This is a genomic window from Kluyvera sp. EC_51, assembly GCF_019584505.1.
Classification (GTDB): domain Bacteria; phylum Pseudomonadota; class Gammaproteobacteria; order Enterobacterales; family Enterobacteriaceae; genus Kluyvera; species Kluyvera sichuanensis.
Genome location: NZ_VDAG01000010.1, coordinates 124,400 through 142,313 on the forward strand (window position 1 = coordinate 124,400; position 17,914 = coordinate 142,313).

Here is a 17,914-nt window from a genome sequence, read left to right on the forward strand (position 1 = left end):
CCTGAGCCCATGGTTGTCATTAACGGCGGCACAGTTCAGCTAAAAGGATAGATGCGTGAAATTGAGATGGTTTGCTTTTTTAATTGTATTACTTGCAGGGTGTAGTTCTAAATCGGATTACCGTAACCCGCCCTGGAATCCCGAAGTGCCGGTGAAACGAGCAATGCAGTGGATGCCTATCAGCGAAAAAGCCGGTGCGGCCTGGGGCGTAAGCCCACGCCTGATAACCGCGATTATCGCCGTAGAGTCCGGCGGTAACCCGTCGCTTGTCAGTAAATCGAACGCCGTGGGTCTGATGCAGCTGAAAGCCTCTACCTCGGGTCTGGACGTCTATCGCTACATGGGCTGGAGCGGGCAGCCGTCAACCAGCGAGCTGAAAAACCCGGAACGTAATATCTCGATGGGCGCCGCTTATCTGAGCATTCTGGAACACGGTTCGCTTGCCGGGATCACTGACCCGGAAGTGATGCAGTACGCGCTAGTGGTATCGTATGCCAACGGTGCAGGTGCGCTGCTGCGCACCTTCTCATCGGACCGTAAAAAGGCCATTGCGGAAATTAACGACATGGATAAGGACGAATTCTTCGACCACGTGGTGAAGAATCACCCGGCACCGCAGGCTCCTCGCTATATCTGGAAGGTGCAGAAAGCGATGGATGCGATGTAATTAGCGGACGTTATTCGCCCGTTCGCGCGCTTCACGCTCCAGCGAAAAGATAATGCGCTGGAGCGAGCGCTCAAGCACCGGATTCATATGCAGAAAACGGAAGCTTAAGCGCGGCGTGACGATAGTTTCATTCTTGCTGTCCACCACCTTGCGTTCGCTGATTGCCAGCAGCTGCACATCAAAACGAAAACGCCCCCACTGCGCCATATCCAGCTCGATCTCTTTGAGCTCCATTCCCGGAATCAGGCCGCCAGGTGGCGGTGCGTCGAGCAGTGCGCCCATGCCGCCAAGCGACAGATCGAACAGCCGAAAGCGCAGCGTGCTTTTATCCGGCAGCGTGGCCTTGCCGAAATAGGGTGGGTGCAGCGGCGCGGGAATGCGGAAAAACTCGCGACGCTGAATAAACCAGACCGTCGGCGGGGTAGGCATGACGAAGGCGGGCAGACTTTGATAATCCTCCACCTGCATTTGCGGCACCGTAAACTCTATTTTTGCGCCGTTAGTTTCGGCAACAATGGTAATATTTTTGGCAGAGCGGGCCGCCACGTTGTCCTCTTCACGGCTGCCGAAATCGATAACCAGACGCTGCTGGCTGACATCAAGAATACGACTAATAAACTGGCGGGACGACCAGCTGACGCGCAGCGCGGCGTTAGCCTGCTGAAGGTCGCGCAGCACATTTAAAACGGCTAATGGGTTTTGCTTTAAAAACTGTGTGTTGTGCTCACTCACCTGGAATGGCTCCTGAATAGCAGAGGCTTTATGTTTTATCGGCTTACAAAAATATAACTTCAGCGCCCAAATGAAAAAAATTAACATCTTCGCAGCTTTTGGCTGCTCAAAGCACTTAAGACAGTGCTTACGTCAATATTCGTATTTATCCGTATAAAATATCATCGCCTTGCCAGGTTTTTTAAGAACAATTACCTATACTTGAAGTATTAGCGGCGCAGAATGTCGGCGCTTTTATGGCTGTTTAATGGAACTGAAGAGGTGGGAAAAATGGGTATTATTACCTGGATTATTTTTGGTCTGATTGCCGGTGTTATTGCCAAACTGATTATGCCGGGGCGTGATGGGGGCGGATTTATCCTCACCTGCATCCTGGGGATAGTTGGTGCGGTAGTGGGCGGCTGGTTAGCGACCACGTTTGGCCTCGGCGGCAGCGTCACCGGTTTTAACCTGCACAGCTTCCTGGTTGCCGTCGTCGGCGCCATCGTTGTGCTGGGGGTTTTCCGCCTGATTCGCCGCGAATAATGTCTGTCAACGGCCCCGTAAGGGGCCGTTCTTCTTTCTATCCCCTGCGTTTCGTCTCCCACATTTTTCCGTTGCCCTCATTTTCATGTTGAATTGCAAACACAAATGATAATAATTATCGTTCTTTGTTTGTATTGAGTTCATCTATAAAATGAAAAGAACCGTTTTTCGTCGTTGTACGCTGTCAGGGATGATTGCCGTTGCACTTTCCACGTCAGCCTGGGCTGATAAAAATGAAACCACGATGGTCGTTACTGGCTCAGGCGAGAGTAGTGAACTTCCGGCCTGGACCAACAGCGCCACTAAATCGGCGGTGGCAGAGAGCAAAACGCCGCAGGTGATCAACACCATTAGCCAGCATGAAATCAGCGAGCGACACGCGACGTCGATTAACGAAATTCTGCGCTATGCACCAGGCGTCTCGACGGAATCTCGCGGTAGCACCACTTACATGAGCGAATATAAAATCCGCGGTTTTACCGTGGATAACGAGTTCTATAACGGCCTGCAGTTGCCTTATAACGTCACCGGCAATACCAAAGCGCGTATTGACCCACTGTTGATTGAGAGCGTGGATATTCTCAAAGGACCATCCTCCGTACTGTATGGCAACGGCTCGCCGGGCGGGCTGGTCAATATTCAGGGCAAAAAACCACAGACCGCACCTCGCACCGAGGTTGGCTTTAATACTGGCACCCGTAATCTGAAAGAGGGGTATCTCGACTCTACCGGACGTATTGCCGATAGCGACTGGAGCTACCGCCTGCTGGGTAAAGCGATGGAGGGCGACGATCAGCCGCACACCACCCGCACGGAAGATTATCTGGTCGCACCGAGCGTCACCTGGCAACCGAGTGATAGAACCCGGCTGACCATTGACGCGTTGGCGCAAAACACCCCGAGCTTAACGCCGTCCAACCCGCTGCCGCTCTCTTATTTGCGCTCTACCTATGCCGACAAGCGCGATTATGCTGGCGATAAATGGAACAAATTTACGCAGCGCCAGTGGATGGTGGGCTACAGCTTTGAACATGAGTTTGATAGCGGTTGGGGCATTGCGCAAAAAGCACGCTACTTTGATATCGATACCCACCAGAATAGCATCTACTCGACGGGGAATGCGGGCAATCCTGTTTACGAATTAGAGCGTTTCGCCTACACCACCGATGAAGACCTGCATAGCTTCAACATCGATAATCAGGTGACGCGCACCTTCGTCTTTGGTGACTGGCAGCACCATCTATTGGCCGGGTTTGACTACCAGAAGCTGAACTCGCACTACCACTATCGCTATGCGCCTGCCGCTACGACGCCGGGTATTGATATGCGCAATCCGGATTTCGGCCTGGTCAATGAAGATGCGCTGGGGCTTTATACGACACAGAAAAACCGTCTCTCCTACAACCAGAAAGGGTACTACCTTCAGGATCAGGTTGAGTTTGGCGGCCTGAACCTGCTCGCCAGCCTGCGCTATGACCAGTACCTGTCGGCCACCACCGATTACCTGAACGACAACCAGAAAACGTGGATTTCTCAGGATAGGGTAACGAAACGTCTGGGGGCGCTGTACGCCTTTGATAACGGTATTTCGCCGTTCATCAGCTATTCAGAAGGGTTTAAGCCGGTATCACCGGCGCGTAACCTGACGGCCGATCAGGTGAAACCCACCACCAGTAAACAGGTTGAGGGGGGCGTGAAGTATCTGCTGGCCGACTATGCCACCACCTTTACCGCCTCGGTGTTTAACATCAAGCAGAAAAACGTGCTGAGCCTGGATCCGAGCTGGAACTACCATCAGACCGGGGAGATTGAGTCGAAAGGGGCAGAGCTGTCGGCGGTTAGCCGACCAACCGATAACATCAACCTGATCGCCAACTACGCCTACACACACGCCATTAACACCGAAGATGAAACCTATCAGGGTAAACGCCCAACGCAGGTACCGGAAAACGCTTTTAACCTGTGGGGTGACTACATCTTCGATCATAGCGCGGTACGCGGGCTGACGATAGGGGCCGGGTTGCGCTACACCGGGCCGATGGAGATTGCGCCGGATAACACCGAGGGCAAGCTGGGTGGCACCACGCAGTATGATATGTCGGTGTCTTACGATATGTCGGCGGTGGACAGCAGCCTGGCAGGGCTGATGCTCAAGGCCAGCGCGCAAAACCTGACCAACAAAGAGACGTTGACCTGCTATGACAGCACCAACTGCTGGATTGGTCGTGACCGGACGGTGCAGGTAGGGGCGAGCTACACCTTCTGATCTGGACGAGCCTGTCCCGGCGTCGCTTCGCTCGTCCGGACTACGTGATGTTCTCTGGTAGCCCGGACGAGGCGTTTACGCCGACTCCGGGGCGGCACCGACCGTATCGGACTGCCGCTGCGTCGCCTTCATCGGAATAAACGCGATAATCACCGCGCCCAGCACCAGGAACCCGGCGACCATATAGATCCCCGCGTTAAAGCTGCCGGTCACATCCTTCATCAGCCCCATCAGCAGTGGCCCCAGCGCCGCGCCGGTCATCCCGGTGCCGTTAATCACCGCAATGCCCAGCGCACGGGCGCGCAGCGACAGCGCTCTGTCCGGCGTGGTCCAGAAAATCACCATCGCGGCAAACGCCCCCATCGACGCCATCACAATACCGGTAAACTGTAGCGGCGGATAAGGGCTGGTGGCGGTCAGCACCCAGCCTGCGGCGGCGAACAGATACGGCAGCAGGGTATGCAGTTTACGTTCGTTATGGCGGTCAGAGCGCTTGCTCCACCAGACCATCCCGACAATGGTACAAACCTGAGGAATGGCACTAAGCAGGCCGATGGTGACGTTACTGCTTTCGGCGTTAAAGCTGCGCAGAATCAGCGGCGTCCAGACGCTCAGGGCGCTGAGCGTGTTGGTCAGGCAGAAGTAGGCCAGCGTGTAGAGCATGATGGTGGGCGTCATCAGCTCGCGCATGACGCTCTTTTGCCCCACCGACGCGGCCTGAATCGCGCTTTGTGTTTGCAGCGCGCTCTGGCGGTCGGCTTCCATCATCTCTTCGAGGCAGGCTTTATCGTCATCGGTCAGCCATTTCGCCTTCGACGGGCTATCATCAAGCCAGAACCAGACCACCAGACCGAGCAGCACCGACGGGAAGCCTTCCAGCAAGAACAACCACTGCCAACCCTTGAGATTCAACATGCCGTCCATGTTGAGAATATAGCCGGAGGCCAGCGACCCCAGCGCCATCGTCACCGGCATGGCAATCATAAACAGGGCGTTAGCACGGGCGCGATAATGCGCCGGGAACCAATAGGTTAAGTAGTAGAGCAGGCCTGGCAGGAAACCCGCTTCGGCGATCCCAACCAGCATACGCAGCGCATACAGGCTATTTGGCCCGGTGGCGAATAGGGTCGCGGTCGAGGCGATGCCCCAGACAATCATCAGGACGGCAATCCAGCGGCGAGCGCCAACGATGGTCAGCATCACGTTGCTGGGAATACCGCACACCACGTACATCACGTAAAACAGAGTTGTCGCCAGACCAAACATGGTGCTGGTGAGTCCCAGATCTTTGCCCATAGTCAGGCCGGCAAAGCCGATGTTAATGCGGTCGAGGTAAGAAAAGACAAACAGCACGAATAAAAACACGATTAACCGACGGAAAAGCTTATTGATAACCGCCTGCTGACGCGGGTTCAGCGGCTGCTGCGACGGGGGCGGAGTGGCAAGCTCCCCGTCGTGTTTGTGTCCCAGAGAAGGGCTATCGTTCATGAAAAGCTCCACATTGTGTTTATTAGTATGGGTGCCGTGCAGGCTGCTAACGTATAGAAAATAGCCGCTGAAGATGTCAATTTTCCGTGTGTAAAATGATACGTAATTGTTATGTGTGTGGCATTTGTGAATCATAATGAGATCTGCGTCGCTTTCATTGACGCGTCATTGTGGTTTGCGGCCAAAAGGGGTCAGGACGGGCGGAAAGACAAAGCGTATAATCATAAAATCTGAAGTTTTTTGGGGTAAGGAAACGCATGGGTCATATAAAAAAAGTATCGGAAGACGCCGTCTTTCATCGTGAAGAGTTTCCGTTCTACTGGATTGTTAACGTCTATGCGCGTTACACCCAAACCGTAGAGGTCGCCCTGAAAAAGATTGGCCTGGATGTCTCCCGTTTTCGCGTGTTGATGATTACTCACCAGTACGGCGAAGCGAGCATTTCGCAAATCTCCGAATACGCGCTGGCGAAAATGCCGACGGTAACCAAAATCGTTGGCCGCCTGCGCGACGATGGGCTGGTCACGACCGCCAACAGCGTCCACGACGCCCGTGTGACGGTGGTGATGCTAACAGAAACCGGCCAGCAGAAAGTGGCGGAAGCCATGCCGCTGGTGGGCAAGATTTTCGATAAAGGCTTTAAGGGTATCAGCGCCAGCCAGGTAGAGAAAATGAACCTGACGCTGTCAAAAGTGCTGGATAATCTTAACGAACTGTAGCCCGCCGCACGGCACAATGACAAAATTGTGACTGGTGTAGAAAAATATCATAACTCGCTGTAAATAAACCCTTTTATGACAACCGCCGCTGGAGGCTACTCCAGCGGTCACGCCCTCCCTTATGCCGAAATTTGCTATGTAATTCATCAGGCTGCATGAGTAACCCTGATAACCTAAAGGTTAATGAATTGTTATATCATGGTAAATTTAACGTGAAAATTTACTTGAATTTTCATCTAAATATTCCATAGTGATTAACCATCGGTCAGGGCAAAAAAGCAGCATCGACTGCGTGCCTGAATATGATTCATTTTTTCTGGTTAAGGTGTTAATCATGCGGCCAGTTTGTGAGAGCAATGGGTTTATCGAACGGTTCACCCTCGGTGAGGGCGACCTGAGTTTTGCCGTCAAAGACACGCTGGACGTGGCGGGTTTCCGCACCCAGGCGGGTTGTCCGGCGCTGGCTGATACGCCAGTTGCCGCCCAGCATGCGAGCGTTGTCGCCACTCTGCTGGCCAACGACTGCGTCCTGTCGGGGAAAACCACGCTGCACGAACTGGCGTTTGGCGTCACCGGCATTAATCCCTGGAGCGGCACGCCGGTCAATCCGCGCTTTCCGTCGCTGATTCCCGGCGGTTCCTCCAGCGGCTCGGCTGCCGTGGTGGCGGCGGGTGAGGTCGATTTTGCCCTCGGCACCGACACCGGCGGCTCGGTACGCATGCCGGCGGCCTGTTGCGGGATCTTCGGCCTGAAACCGGGCTACGGCGTGCTGAGCCGTCAGGGCGTGATGCCCGCCGCCAGCTCGCTGGACAGCGTGGGCCTGTTTACCCGCGATGCACATACCCTTCGTCAGGCGCTGAACCGCCTGCACATTGCCGTCGAATCCCCGCTGGACGCGCTGCCAGCCATCACCTTTATCCCGGCAGCGCTGCCGGAAATCGATGCCGCGCTGCTGCGCTTCCTTGCCGAGGCGGGCGTAAAGCCAGCGCAGGGCGAACTGCCAACGCTTACCGATGCCCATCTCGCGGGCGTCGCCATTATCAGCCATGAAAACTGGCAGGCCTTTAGCCCGCTGCTGATGGAGGAGTCCGTCTCCCAGGACGTTGCCACCCGCATTCGCGCCGGAGGCTCGGTCACCGCCGAAGCGCTGTCCCAGGCCGAGCAGATGCGCCGCCGCTTTAGCGATGACGTTGACGCGCTGCTTGCCGACACGCCGCTGCTGGCGCTGGCCACCTTGCCGGAACTGCCACCAACGCTTGAGGAAGCGAAAGATCCGCTCAGCGTGGTCAACCTGACCCGGCTGGTGAGGCCGTTTAACCTCAGCGGACATCCGGCGCTCACGCTGCCAGCAGGCACGCTTGATGGCCGACCGATTGCGCTGCAATTGGTGGCTCGTAAAGGGGCTGAAGGGCTGCTGGTGCAGGCCGCCGAGTGGCTCACGGCCCGAACGCGCCGCTAACCTTACTCGCCTTACCTTTTCCCTGATGACTCAGTGAGTTCGACTCATTGCGGCCTCGTTCGCCCGGCGAACGGCTGCCTATCAATTTCTGGAGAAAGCTATGTCTACCGTCCAGGTCCGTGAATCGCTGGTTCCGCTGCTGAGTGAAGTGAGCGCACGCAGCACTGATTTTGAGCATCAACGCCATATTTCTGACGACATCATTACCGGTTTTAAACAGGCGGGCGTCTATCGCGCGCTGGTGCCGAAAATCTACGGTGGCGACGAGTGTACCCCGGCACAGTTTTGCGAACTGATTGAGCAGATTGCCACCGCGGACGGTTCCGCAGGCTGGGTGGCCAGCTTCGGTATGAGCCCGTTTTACCTCGGCGCGCTGCCGGTAGAAACCTTAAAAGATCTCTATCGCGATGGCCCGGACGTGGTCTTTGCGGGCGGGATTTTCCCGACGCAAAAAGCGCGTCAGGCCGATGGCGGCTACCGGGTCAGCGGGCGCTGGAGCTTTGCCAGCGGCAGCATGGGGGCGTCGGTGCTGGGGGTAGGCATTCAGCCCGATGGCGACCAGGCGCTGCCGCGCATGGCGGTATTGCCTCGCGCCAGCGTGCAGATTGACCCGGTATGGGACACCGTCGGCCTTGCTGGAACCGGTAGCCACGACCTGCTGGTGGATGACGTTTTTGTGCCGCAGGAGTGGACCTTTATTCGCGGCGGCGCGTTGAACCTCGAAGGGCCGTTGTACCGCTATCCGGTGCTCTCTCTGGCGACCCAGGTGCTTTCGGTAGTGGCGCTCGGTGTGGCCCGCGCGGCGCTCAACGAAATCTACGCCATTGCCCATCGTCAGCAGTCGGTCACCGGCGCGCCGCGCCTGGCCGACCGCCCGCAGGCGCAGATGCAAATTGCCCGCTGCGAGGCTGACCTGCGTTCCGCCCGCGCCTGGTTCTATGACGCCATCGACGACGTCTGGCAGCAGTTGCTCAGAGGCGATGACGCGGAGTGTGCGCAGATTAACGCCTTACGACTTTCCTCAACCCACGTGACCCGCGTCGCCGCTGAAGTGGCACGCCAGGCGCTGGCGCTGAACGGTATGGGCGGCGTCACCATGACCAGCCCGCTGCAGCGCTACGTCCGCGACACGATGGTGATTACCCAACATGCCTTTATGGGCGACCTCTCGTACCTGAATGCCGGTACGGTCTTTTTCGGCGGTAAACCGATGCCCGGTTACCTGTGATTTTTAACCTAAGGAGCAACCAATGAGCCAATCAACCAAACTGCGCGTGCTGTTTTGCATCGGCGTGAACCAGAACTTTTTCGATGCCAGCGCGGCTGAAGCCAAACAGGTATGGGCCGCCTTTGGCGTGATGATGAAAGGGATGGAAGAGACCCCGGGGATCACGGTTATCGGCAACATGGACGATGACCAACTGATGGTCGGCCCGTCTACCACCGCACCGTGGACCACCTACGTGCTGGCGGACGCGCAGGCGCTGGAAAACGTCGCGGCAGTCTGCAACCTGTTCCGCACCACGCCGGTCGGCGACAGCGGCAGCAAGCTGTGGAAGTACTGCAAAATCGAAGCCCGCGTTGGTCGCGAGCTGATTATCCAGGGCTAAGGGAGCAGATGATGACCTCTCAGGATGCGCTGCGTCTCCAGCAGCTCGAAGACCAGCAGGCCGCGCGGGTGTGCATCAGCAACTATATGCACCTGTGCGACAGGCTGGATTCACTCGATACGGTGCAGGCCATTGGCGCGCTGTTTTCCGTCGATGCTTGTTGGGAAGGCGTGGGCGAACCCTACGCTACGCGCCTGGGGCGTCATCAGGGACGCGCGGCGATTATCGCGATGATGGCAGGCTACGTCCGCCAGCCCGCGCACTTCGCCATGAACGCGCACTTTCTCTGCTCAGAGGCGCTGACGATGGCAGCAGGCGGAGAGATTGAAGGCCGCTGGCTGATGCTGCAAACCTCGGCGTTCAGCGCGGGCGGCGCGCACCTCAATGCCGCCGAATTAAACGTCACTTTCCGGCGCGAAGCGGGGGAGATGGTGATGCACCATTTCTCCACCCGCAACCTGTTTAGCCGACCCGTTAGCCACTGGCACGCCGAGGATACCCTCCCAGTGCCGGACCAAAATCAGACCGTCGAAGACGTGCAGGAGAATGGACATGCAGTGTGATCACCTGATTAATGTGAAGAATATCGATACCACGACGCCGAACGCGCCGAGTCGCGAAGAGATTGCCTCGTTGGTACAGCACGACCGTGTACACACCTCGCTGTACACCTCCGAAGAGCTGTTCAATCTGGAGCTGGACCGCGTGTTCGGCAAAACCTGGGTTTGGGTAGCGCACGCCAGTGAAATCCCGGAGACCGGCAGCTTTAAAACCACTGAAATCGGCACCCAGCCGGTGATTGTGGTGCGGGGCCGTAAAGGCACCGTCCACACGCTGCTAAACCGCTGCCGCCACCGTGCGGCCACCGTTTGCGAACACCGCAGCGGCAAAACCAACAGCTTTGTCTGCCCGTACCACGGCTGGGGCTACGCGCTCGACGGCAGCCTGCGCGGCGTGCCGCACCCGGAAAGCTATGCCGACCAGTTAGAAAAGGGCGAACTGGGGCTGGTCTCCCTGCGCACCGAACAGTATGCGGGCATGATCTTCGCCACCTTTAACGATCATATTGAACCGCTCGAGGATTTCCTCGGTGCGGCGAAAAAGTGGATGGATCTGTTTATGAAGCAGGGCGCAGGCTACCCGATCAAAACCGGCCCGGCGCACCGTTTCCGCTTCCCCGGCAACTGGAAAATTCAGCTCGAAAACACCACCGACGGCTACCACTTCCCGGTGGTGCACCGCTCGTTCTTAAGCTCGGTCGATAAGCAGACTGAAGAGATGCTCAACTTCGTTGACGGCAGCGGCTATGTCGAAGATCTCGGCAACGGCCATAGCGTGATGGTGATGATCCCGGAACTGGTGGATCTGGAAGCCAATCTTGATGCGCCGATCCCTGAACGCTTTACCGATCTTGCCGACGCACTGCGAGCGGATCACGACGAAGATCAGGTGCGCCGTATCGTCCGCGCGGTCGGTGGCTCCGGTTTCAACCTCAATATCTTCCCGAATATTGCCTGCTCGATGGCCTTCTTCCGCGTATTGCAGCCGGTGTCGGTGAACGAAACCGAAATTCACCACGCGGTGATCACCATGGACGGCGGGCCGGAAATCGCTAACCAGGCGCGTCTGCGTCTGCACGAACACTTCCAGGGGCCGATGGGCTTCGGCACGCCGGATGACTCGGAAGCGTGGGAGCGCGTCCAGCGCGGGGCCACCGCCGGAGACGATCTGTGGATCATGCTCAACCGCGGCCTGGCCGGGGAATACCGCACCGACGACGGCCTGCGCAGCGACGTCAGCGCCGAAACCGGCATGCGCGCGGCCTACCAGCAGTGGAAAAAATTGATGACGGAGATGGAATAAATGACGACCGCTGAATCTGTACTGTTTAACGCCATCGCGGTTATCAACCTCGAAGGCGACCTGCTGGATCAGGGCGAATTTGATGCCTGGCTGGAGCTCTGGCAGCACGACGGCCTGTACGTGGTGCCGATCGACCCGACCGAAACCGACTTTAAAAACACGCTCAACTACGCCTGTGACGATCACGAAATGCGCGCCAAGCGCGTGAAGCGTCTTTATAGCGGCGAGTCTATTTCCACCACCCCGCGCGCCAGAACGCTGCGCACGCTGTCGCGCTTCCGCCTGCTGGAAGCCAGCGAAAACGAAGTGGTGGTGCGCGGCGCGCAGTCGCTGTGGGAGCACCGCAAGGGCCACAGCCGCCACTACGCCGCCGACATTACCTGGCGCCTGCAGCCGCAGGAAAACGGCTGGCGGATCACGCAGAAAGTGATTCGCCTGGTCAACAGCGACGATGTGCTGCACAGCATCGGCTACATCCTGTAAGGAACCGTTTATGACGCAAACCGTATTAATCACCGGGGCCGCCTCCGGCCTCGGCAACGTGATAGCCGCCCACCTGCTGGCCGAAGGTTTTCAGGTGGTGCTGACCGACGTTGACGCTACCCGAGCCGCCGATGCCGCAGCAAAGCTGGATAACGGTGAAGGCAAGGTGCTGGCGCTGGGGCTGGATATTCGCCAGCCGGAAGCCTTTGACCAGGCGCTGACGGCGACCATCGAACGCTTTGGCAGCCTGCAGGTGCTGGTCAATAACGCCGCGCTGACGCTCGCCACCCCGGTGATGGAGATTACCGCCGAAGAGTTTGACCAGGTGATTTCCACCAACCTGCGCGGCACCTTTGTCGGCTGTCAGACGATGGGGCGCTATTTTGCCCGCCGCGGCTATGGCCGCATCATCAATCTGGCGTCGCTCGCCGGGCAGAACGGCGGCACCGCCTCCGGGGCGCACTATGCGGCGTCAAAAGGCGGCATTCTGACGCTGACTAAAGTCTTTGCCCGTGAGCTGGCGAAATCCGGCGTGACGGTCAACGCCATCGCACCGGGGCCGATGGACCTGCCGACGGTGCACGCGCTGGTGCCGGAAGAGAAGATGCCCGGCCTGCTACAGATGATCCCGGTAGGTGAGCTTGGCGATGCGGCGTTTGTCGCACAGGCCGTCGCGCTGCTGGCTTCCCAAACCTCGTCGTTTGTCACCGGGGCCACCTGGGACATTAACGGCGGGCTGTTTATGCGTTAAGGAGGCATCAATGCTGACATTACAGGTTATCCGCCGCGAGTTGCAGGGCGAGGTGGTGCTGCTGACGCTGGCTCAGCCTGACGGTGCGGCGCTGCCCGCGTTCACCGCCGGGGCACATATCGACTTGCATCTGGGCGACGATCTGGTGCGCCCGTACTCGCTGTGCGGCGACCCGTGCGAGCGCCACCACTACCAGCTTGGCGTGCTGAAAGACAGCCAGTCCAAAGGCGGCTCACTTGCCGTTCACCGGCTACAGGAAGGCGATGAGATTCAGGTCAGCGAGCCGCGCAACCTGTTTGCGCTGGATGAAAAGGCCAGCCACAGCCTGCTTATTGGCGGCGGTATCGGTATTACGCCGATGCTGGCGATGGCAGCAGAGCTGCTGGCGGCCGGGCGTTCTTTCAGCCTGCATTACTGTGCGCGAAGCCGCGCCCAGGCCGCGTTTGTCGCCCAGTTGACGGCGTCGTCTTACGCCCCGCAGGTGCATCTGCACTTCAGCGATGAACAGCAAATCAACCTTGATGCGGTGCTGTGTGACGTGCCTGCTGGCACCCATGTCTACGTCTGCGGCCCAACGCGGCTGATGGATGCGGTGAGCGAGCAGGCCACCGCGCAGGGCTATGCGCCGGAGCAGATCCACCAGGAGTGCTTTAGCGCCGAGGTGGACACCGGTGGCCAGCCGTTTGAAGTGGTGGCAGCCGCCAGCGGCATCACCGTTCAGGTGGCGGCAAACCAGACCATCGTTGAAGCGCTGGCGCTGGCGGGGCTGAAGGTCTGCGTCTCCTGCAAACAGGGGATCTGCGGCAGTTGCCTGACCGACGTGCTGGAAGGTGAGCCGGATCATCGTGACCACTATCTGACCGACGAAGAGAAGGCCGATGGCGATCAGATCCTGCTGTGTTGCTCCCGGGCGAAAAGCGCCCGCCTGATAATCGATCTTTGAGGATCTCCCTATGACTCTGCAAACCGAGTTTCGTAACGCCATGGCGCAGTTGGGTAGCGCGGTATCGGTGATCACTACCGACGGCCCGGCGGGCAAATTTGGCTTTACCGCCTCTGCCGTCTGTAGCGTGACCGACCAGCCGCCGACGCTGCTGGTGTGCATGAACCGCAACTCTTTTGCCCACGCGCACTTCAAACAAAACGGCGCGCTGTGCGTCAACGTGCTGTCGAGCGACCACCAGACGCTGTCCGGCATTTTTGCCAACGCCAGCCTGCGCTCCGAAGAGCGTTTCTGTCACGACAGCTGGCAGGTGATGGCCAGCGGTGCACCGGTACTCAGTTCGGCGGTAGCGAGCTTTGACTGCTTGATCGATGACTGCCACGAAGTGGGCAGCCACTCGGTCTTTTACTGCCGGGTGCAGGCGATTCGCATCAGCGAGCAGCCGCGCGGGCTGGTCTATTTCAACCGCCGCTACCACACGGTTGGCTGCGACGTGGAAGCCTAAAGACAAAAGGGGAATGCCGGATGAGCAATGTCGTTTCTGAAACTGCCGTCACATCAACAACCGTCCGCCAGGACGCGCAGCAGATGCGCAAGCTGGTGATCGCGTCGGTACTGGGTAATGCGCTGGAATGGTATGACTTCTTTCTCTACGGCACCGCCGCGGCGCTGGTGTTTGGCCCACTGTTCTTCCCGGTAGGCGGTGATCCGCTGCAGGGCACGCTGCTGGCGTTTTCCGGCTTTGCGGTCGGCTTTCTGGCGCGCCCGCTCGGCGGCATTCTGTTCGGCCATATCGGCGACCGCTATAGCCGCAAGATGACGCTTATTATGACCCTGACGCTGATGGGGGCGACGACCTTTATTATCGGCCTGCTGCCGACCTATGCGCAGATAGGCATTTGGGCACCGCTGTCGCTCATCATCCTGCGTCTCTTACAGGGCGTGGCTTCCGGCGGCGAGTGGGGCGGTGGCGTGCTGATGCTGAGCGAAAATGCCCCGGCGGCCCGTCGCGGTTTCTATACCGCGTGGAGCCAGATGGGCGTCTCCGGTGGCTTTGTGCTCTCGGCCTTCGCTTTTTACATCGTCCAACAGCTGCCAGAGCGCGATTTTCTGAGCTGGGGCTGGCGCGTGCCGTTCTTGCTGAGCATCGTCATCTTCCTGGTGGGCGTCTATATCCGCAAAAACATTCGCGAGAGCAAAGCCTTCACCCAGGCGAAGCCGGAAGACAAGCACGAAAAGATCCCGCTGCTGGTGCTGGTGCGTGAGCACCCGAAAGCGCTGCTGCAGGCGATTGCGCTGCGGCTGCCGGAAAACGGGGCGTCCTATATTTTCTTCACCTTCTCGGTGGTCTACGCCAAGCACATTGGCATCGGCACCGGGGAGATCATCAGCGCGGTGACGCTGGCGATGCTGATTGAATTCTTCTCGATCCTCTTCTGGGGCGCGCTGTCGGACAAGATTGGCCTGAAGCCCGTTTACTACATCGGTGTGATTGGCCTGCTGGTGATGGCGTTCCCGTTCTTCTGGCTGCTCTCCACCGGCAACTACGGCGCGGTGATGCTGGCGATGTTCCTCGGCCTGCCGGTGTGCCATGGCGCGATGATCGGCACCCAGCCGTGCATCATGAGCGACCTCTTCCCGGTGCGCGTGCGCTACTCCGGGCTGGCGCTGGGCCACGAAGTGGGATCGATCTTCTCCGGCGGCCTCGGCCCGATGCTGGCGGTGGCGCTGCTGATGGCGTTCGATGCCTCCTGGCCGGTTTCCTTACTGTTGATCGGCTATGCGCTGCTGGCGTGGATTGCCCTGCGAAGCCTGCCGTCAAACCCAACACACTCTACAAAGGCTGGAGCAACGGATGTTAACGATTGAATCACTGACCTGCTGGCTGGTGGATATCCCCACCATTCGCCCACACAAGCTGTCGATGGCCACCATGGGCTGTCAGACCCTGACCATCGTGCGCATGCAGTGCGCCCAGGGCGTGGTCGGCTGGGGGGAGGCCACTACTATCGGCGGGCTGAGCTACGGCGCGGAAAGCCCGGAAGCCATCAGGTCGGCCATTGAAACCTACCTGTCGCCGCTGCTATGCGGCCAGACCTTCAGCGGCGTGGCGGCACTGGCGGACAAAATGAACGCCAGCGTGAAGGGCAATACCTTTGCCAAGTCAGCGCTGGAAACCGCGTTCCTGGATGCCCAGGGCAAGCTGCTGGGGCTGCCGGTGAGCGCGCTGCTCGGCGGGGCGATAACCGACCGTCTGCCGGTGCTGTGGACGCTGGCGAGTGGCGACACCGACAAAGACATTGACGAAGGCAAACGGCTGCTGGCGGAAGGGCGGCACGACACCTTCAAGCTGAAAATTGGTGCCCGGGAGCTAAAAACCGATATTCGCCACGCGCTGGCGATTAAAGCGGCGCTGGGGCCGGAGGTCAGCGTTCGCGTTGACGTTAACCAGGCGTGGGATTTCACCACCGCGGTGAAAGGCATGAGTCAGTTGCAGGAGGGCGGTATCGATCTCGTTGAGCAGCCAACCCCGCTGTGGGATCGGCAGGGGCTGATTGCCCTGAGCCAGCGCTTTGAGGTCCCCATTCTCGCTGATGAAGCGGTGGCAACCAGCCATGACGGCTACGCGCTGGCGCACGGCGGCTTTAGCGGCGCCTATGCGCTGAAGATTGCCAAAGCAGGCGGCCCGGCGCAGGCCCTGAAGCTGGCGCACGTCGCTGAGGCGGCGGGCGTGGCGCTGTACGGCGGCACCATGCTGGAAGGCTCGCTCGGCACGGTAGCCTCGCTTCACGCCTGGTCCACCGTACGGATGCAGTGGGGCACCGAGATGTTCGGCCCGTTGCTGCTGAAAGATGACATTGTGGTCACGCCGCTCGACTTCCGCCAGGGGCAGGTTGTGCTGCCGCAGGGGCCGGGGCTAGGCGTGGAGATTGACCTCGACAAACTGCGTTATTACGCCCGGCACTAAAAGGACATCCCAATGCTGTTCAAAGTTGAAATGACCGTCAATATCCCGTCGACGCTGCCGAAAGCCGAGGCCGACGAGATCAAGGCCAAAGAGAAAGCCTACTCCCAGCAGCTTCAGCGCGAGGGGAAATGGCTGCATATCTGGCGCGTCGCCGGGCTGTACGCCAACGTCAGTATTTTTGACGTGGCCGATAACCAGCAGCTTCACGACCTCTTAACCGCGCTGCCGCTCTATCCGTATATGGAGATCAGCGTGCAGCCGTTATGCCGACACCCGTCGGCCATTGATTAAAACAACAAACCTTACCCTACGAAGAGGAATACGCAATGTCCGTTAATCCCGCAAAACAGACCGAACTGGAATCCTTACTGGCCATCAGCAGCGGCCTGAACGCCGAGCAGGGCAATGAGCGCTTTAAGGCGATCATGCATCAGGTGCTGAGCGACCTGTGCCAGACTATCCGCAAATTTGATATCACCGACGAAGAGTTCTGGCTGGCGGTGAACTACCTGAACGAACTGGGCGAGCGCAAAGAAGCGGCGCTGCTGGCGGCTGGGTTAGGGCTGGAGCACTATCTGGATATGCGCGCCGATGAAAAAGAGGCCGCCGCCGGTAACGATGTGGGCACGCCGCGCACCATCGAAGGGCCGCTGTACGTCGCGGGCGCACCGCTGAGCAAGCAGTTTGCCCGCATGGACGACGGCAGCGAGCAGGGCGAGCCGATGTGGCTGCACGGGCAGGTGACCGACCTTGAAGGTAACCCGGTGGCGGGCGCGATTGTCGATATCTGGCATGCCAACACGCTGGGTGGCTATTCGTTCTTCGATCAGTCGCAAAGTGAATACCACCTGCGCCGCCGTGTGGAAACCGGCGCTGACGGGCGCTACGCGGTGCAGAGCATTGTGCCTTGCGGCTATGGCTGCCCGCCGGATGGCCCAACCCAGAAACTGCTGGATCAGTTAGGCCGTCACGGTAATCGTCCTGCCCACGTGCACTTCTTTGTGTCCGCGCCGGGTTATAAGCATCTGACCACGCAAATCAACATCAACGGCGATGCTTACCTGTGGGACGACTTTGCCTTCGCCACCCGCGAAGAGCTGATTGCCGACCCGGTGAAAATCACCGATGAAGCACTTTCTCAGGAACGTAAAATCAACCAGCCACATACCGAAGTGCGCTTTAACTTTGCGCTGGTGGCGTCCGCTGAGACCAGCGAAGAGAGCCGCATTAAGCGTGCGCGGGTGATGGAGTGATTTGAGGCGCGGTGCCGCCCCGGCGGCGCTGCGCTTGGCCGGGCTACAATCGTTCGTAGCCCGGGCGAGCGAAGGTACAAACCGGAAACATAGGTAACACTTTAGACCGGATACATGGGTAACAGTTATAACTGGCATAGAAGAGGAGACTCGCTATGCCCTGGACTGAGACCCGACCTATGCAACG

Annotated in this window: 19 protein-coding genes; 17 read left to right on the top strand and 2 right to left on the bottom strand. The window is 58.6% G+C overall.

The genetic code is table 11. The annotated features are described in order from the left end of the window. Window positions 1–55 precede the first annotated feature (55 nt). Window positions 56–667, top strand: coding sequence for a membrane-bound lytic murein transglycosylase EmtA (gene emtA / locus FHC49_RS04140; protein ID WP_220438857.1), 612 nt, complete (start codon window positions 56–58; stop codon window positions 665–667). On the opposite strand, the gene FHC49_RS04145 is transcribed toward emtA, so the two are convergent. Continuing rightward, window positions 668–1,399 (bottom strand): flagellar brake protein, encoded by a 732-nt coding sequence (locus tag FHC49_RS04145; protein ID WP_220438859.1) that lies wholly within the window; start codon window positions 1,397–1,399, stop codon window positions 668–670. A gap of 270 nt (window positions 1,400–1,669) precedes the next feature. Between FHC49_RS04145 and FHC49_RS04150 the strand changes: the two genes are divergently transcribed. Beyond that, a complete protein-coding gene (locus FHC49_RS04150) occupies window positions 1,670–1,924 on the top strand; it encodes a GlsB/YeaQ/YmgE family stress response membrane protein (protein WP_185667692.1) in 255 nt (84 codons plus the stop codon). Between the two features lie 151 nt (window positions 1,925–2,075). Continuing rightward, the gene (locus tag FHC49_RS04155; RefSeq protein WP_220438861.1) at window positions 2,076–4,190 is read left to right on the top strand and encodes a TonB-dependent siderophore receptor; all 2,115 of its coding nucleotides are present in this window, start codon (window positions 2,076–2,078) and stop codon (window positions 4,188–4,190) included. Between the two features lie 75 nt (window positions 4,191–4,265). On the opposite strand, the gene hpaX is transcribed toward FHC49_RS04155, so the two are convergent. Next, window positions 4,266–5,678, bottom strand: a complete 1,413-nt coding sequence (hpaX, locus tag FHC49_RS04160) for a 4-hydroxyphenylacetate permease (protein WP_220438862.1) — start codon at window positions 5,676–5,678, stop codon at window positions 4,266–4,268. Window positions 5,679–5,935: 257 nt separating this feature from the next. Between hpaX and FHC49_RS04165 the strand changes: the two genes are divergently transcribed. The 14 genes from FHC49_RS04165 to catA all read left to right on the top strand — a co-directional run bounded on the left by FHC49_RS04165 (window position 5,936) and on the right by catA (window position 17,727). Beyond that, window positions 5,936–6,397 (top strand): MarR family winged helix-turn-helix transcriptional regulator, encoded by a 462-nt coding sequence (locus tag FHC49_RS04165; RefSeq protein WP_185667695.1) that lies wholly within the window; start codon window positions 5,936–5,938, stop codon window positions 6,395–6,397. Between the two features lie 334 nt (window positions 6,398–6,731). Further along, window positions 6,732–7,856 carry an amidase gene (locus FHC49_RS04170; protein ID WP_220438864.1) on the top strand — a complete coding sequence of 375 codons (1,125 nt, stop codon included), beginning with the start codon at window positions 6,732–6,734 and terminating at the stop codon, window positions 7,854–7,856. 100 nt (window positions 7,857–7,956) lie between these two features. Beyond that, window positions 7,957–9,084, top strand: coding sequence for an acyl-CoA dehydrogenase family protein (locus FHC49_RS04175; protein WP_185667697.1), 1,128 nt, complete (start codon window positions 7,957–7,959; stop codon window positions 9,082–9,084). Window positions 9,085–9,106: 22 nt separating this feature from the next. After that, on the top strand, window positions 9,107–9,466 hold the full coding sequence (locus FHC49_RS04180; protein WP_220438866.1) for an IacB protein: 360 nt from the start codon (window positions 9,107–9,109) through the stop codon (window positions 9,464–9,466). Window positions 9,467–9,474: 8 nt separating this feature from the next. Next, the gene (locus FHC49_RS04185) at window positions 9,475–10,029 is read left to right on the top strand and encodes a nuclear transport factor 2 family protein (RefSeq protein WP_223883184.1); all 555 of its coding nucleotides are present in this window, start codon (window positions 9,475–9,477) and stop codon (window positions 10,027–10,029) included. Next, a complete protein-coding gene (locus FHC49_RS04190; protein WP_220438867.1) occupies window positions 10,019–11,329 on the top strand; it encodes a Rieske 2Fe-2S domain-containing protein in 1,311 nt (436 codons plus the stop codon). The genes FHC49_RS04185 and FHC49_RS04190 overlap by 11 nt, the downstream gene beginning before the upstream one ends. Continuing rightward, window positions 11,330–11,812, top strand: a complete 483-nt coding sequence (locus FHC49_RS04195; RefSeq protein ID WP_220438869.1) for an aromatic-ring-hydroxylating dioxygenase subunit beta — start codon at window positions 11,330–11,332, stop codon at window positions 11,810–11,812. Between the two features lie 10 nt (window positions 11,813–11,822). Next, complete coding sequence (locus tag FHC49_RS04200) at window positions 11,823–12,563, top strand: SDR family NAD(P)-dependent oxidoreductase (protein ID WP_220438871.1); 741 nt, start codon at window positions 11,823–11,825, stop codon at window positions 12,561–12,563. 10 nt (window positions 12,564–12,573) lie between these two features. Next, window positions 12,574–13,506 carry a PDR/VanB family oxidoreductase gene (locus FHC49_RS04205; protein ID WP_220438872.1) on the top strand — a complete coding sequence of 311 codons (933 nt, stop codon included), beginning with the start codon at window positions 12,574–12,576 and terminating at the stop codon, window positions 13,504–13,506. A gap of 10 nt (window positions 13,507–13,516) precedes the next feature. Continuing rightward, the gene (locus FHC49_RS04210) at window positions 13,517–14,011 is read left to right on the top strand and encodes a flavin reductase (RefSeq protein WP_185667702.1); all 495 of its coding nucleotides are present in this window, start codon (window positions 13,517–13,519) and stop codon (window positions 14,009–14,011) included. 20 nt (window positions 14,012–14,031) lie between these two features. Beyond that, entirely contained in the window at window positions 14,032–15,375 is a 1,344-nt protein-coding gene (locus FHC49_RS04215) for an MFS transporter (RefSeq protein WP_255581092.1), read from the top strand. Next, on the top strand, window positions 15,362–16,474 hold the full coding sequence (locus FHC49_RS04220) for a muconate/chloromuconate family cycloisomerase (RefSeq protein WP_220438874.1): 1,113 nt from the start codon (window positions 15,362–15,364) through the stop codon (window positions 16,472–16,474). The genes FHC49_RS04215 and FHC49_RS04220 overlap by 14 nt, the downstream gene beginning before the upstream one ends. Before the next feature lie 12 nt (window positions 16,475–16,486). Continuing rightward, a complete protein-coding gene (gene catC / locus FHC49_RS04225; protein WP_220438876.1) occupies window positions 16,487–16,765 on the top strand; it encodes a muconolactone Delta-isomerase in 279 nt (92 codons plus the stop codon). Between the two features lie 35 nt (window positions 16,766–16,800). Next, a complete protein-coding gene (gene catA, locus FHC49_RS04230) occupies window positions 16,801–17,727 on the top strand; it encodes a catechol 1,2-dioxygenase (RefSeq protein WP_220438878.1) in 927 nt (308 codons plus the stop codon). The last annotated feature ends 187 nt before the right edge of the window (window positions 17,728–17,914 follow it).

Coding starts and splice junctions, on each gene's coding strand:
- FHC49_RS04200 (WP_220438871.1), top strand. CDS start 11,823: ATGACGCAAACCGTATTAATCACCGGGGCCGCCTCCGGCCTCGGCAAC.
- FHC49_RS04155 (WP_220438861.1), top strand. CDS start 2,076: ATGAAAAGAACCGTTTTTCGTCGTTGTACGCTGTCAGGGATGATTGCC.
- FHC49_RS04190 (WP_220438867.1), top strand. CDS start 10,019: ATGCAGTGTGATCACCTGATTAATGTGAAGAATATCGATACCACGACG.
- FHC49_RS04205 (WP_220438872.1), top strand. CDS start 12,574: ATGCTGACATTACAGGTTATCCGCCGCGAGTTGCAGGGCGAGGTGGTG.
- FHC49_RS04180 (WP_220438866.1), top strand. CDS start 9,107: ATGAGCCAATCAACCAAACTGCGCGTGCTGTTTTGCATCGGCGTGAAC.
- catA (WP_220438878.1), top strand. CDS start 16,801: ATGTCCGTTAATCCCGCAAAACAGACCGAACTGGAATCCTTACTGGCC.
- hpaX (WP_220438862.1), bottom strand. CDS start 5,678: ATGAACGATAGCCCTTCTCTGGGACACAAACACGACGGGGAGCTTGCC.
- FHC49_RS04185 (WP_223883184.1), top strand. CDS start 9,475: ATGATGACCTCTCAGGATGCGCTGCGTCTCCAGCAGCTCGAAGACCAG.
- FHC49_RS04170 (WP_220438864.1), top strand. CDS start 6,732: ATGCGGCCAGTTTGTGAGAGCAATGGGTTTATCGAACGGTTCACCCTC.
- FHC49_RS04210 (WP_185667702.1), top strand. CDS start 13,517: ATGACTCTGCAAACCGAGTTTCGTAACGCCATGGCGCAGTTGGGTAGC.
- FHC49_RS04175 (WP_185667697.1), top strand. CDS start 7,957: ATGTCTACCGTCCAGGTCCGTGAATCGCTGGTTCCGCTGCTGAGTGAA.
- catC (WP_220438876.1), top strand. CDS start 16,487: ATGCTGTTCAAAGTTGAAATGACCGTCAATATCCCGTCGACGCTGCCG.
- FHC49_RS04215 (WP_255581092.1), top strand. CDS start 14,032: ATGAGCAATGTCGTTTCTGAAACTGCCGTCACATCAACAACCGTCCGC.
- FHC49_RS04220 (WP_220438874.1), top strand. CDS start 15,362: ATGTTAACGATTGAATCACTGACCTGCTGGCTGGTGGATATCCCCACC.
- FHC49_RS04150 (WP_185667692.1), top strand. CDS start 1,670: ATGGGTATTATTACCTGGATTATTTTTGGTCTGATTGCCGGTGTTATT.
- FHC49_RS04165 (WP_185667695.1), top strand. CDS start 5,936: ATGGGTCATATAAAAAAAGTATCGGAAGACGCCGTCTTTCATCGTGAA.
- FHC49_RS04195 (WP_220438869.1), top strand. CDS start 11,330: ATGACGACCGCTGAATCTGTACTGTTTAACGCCATCGCGGTTATCAAC.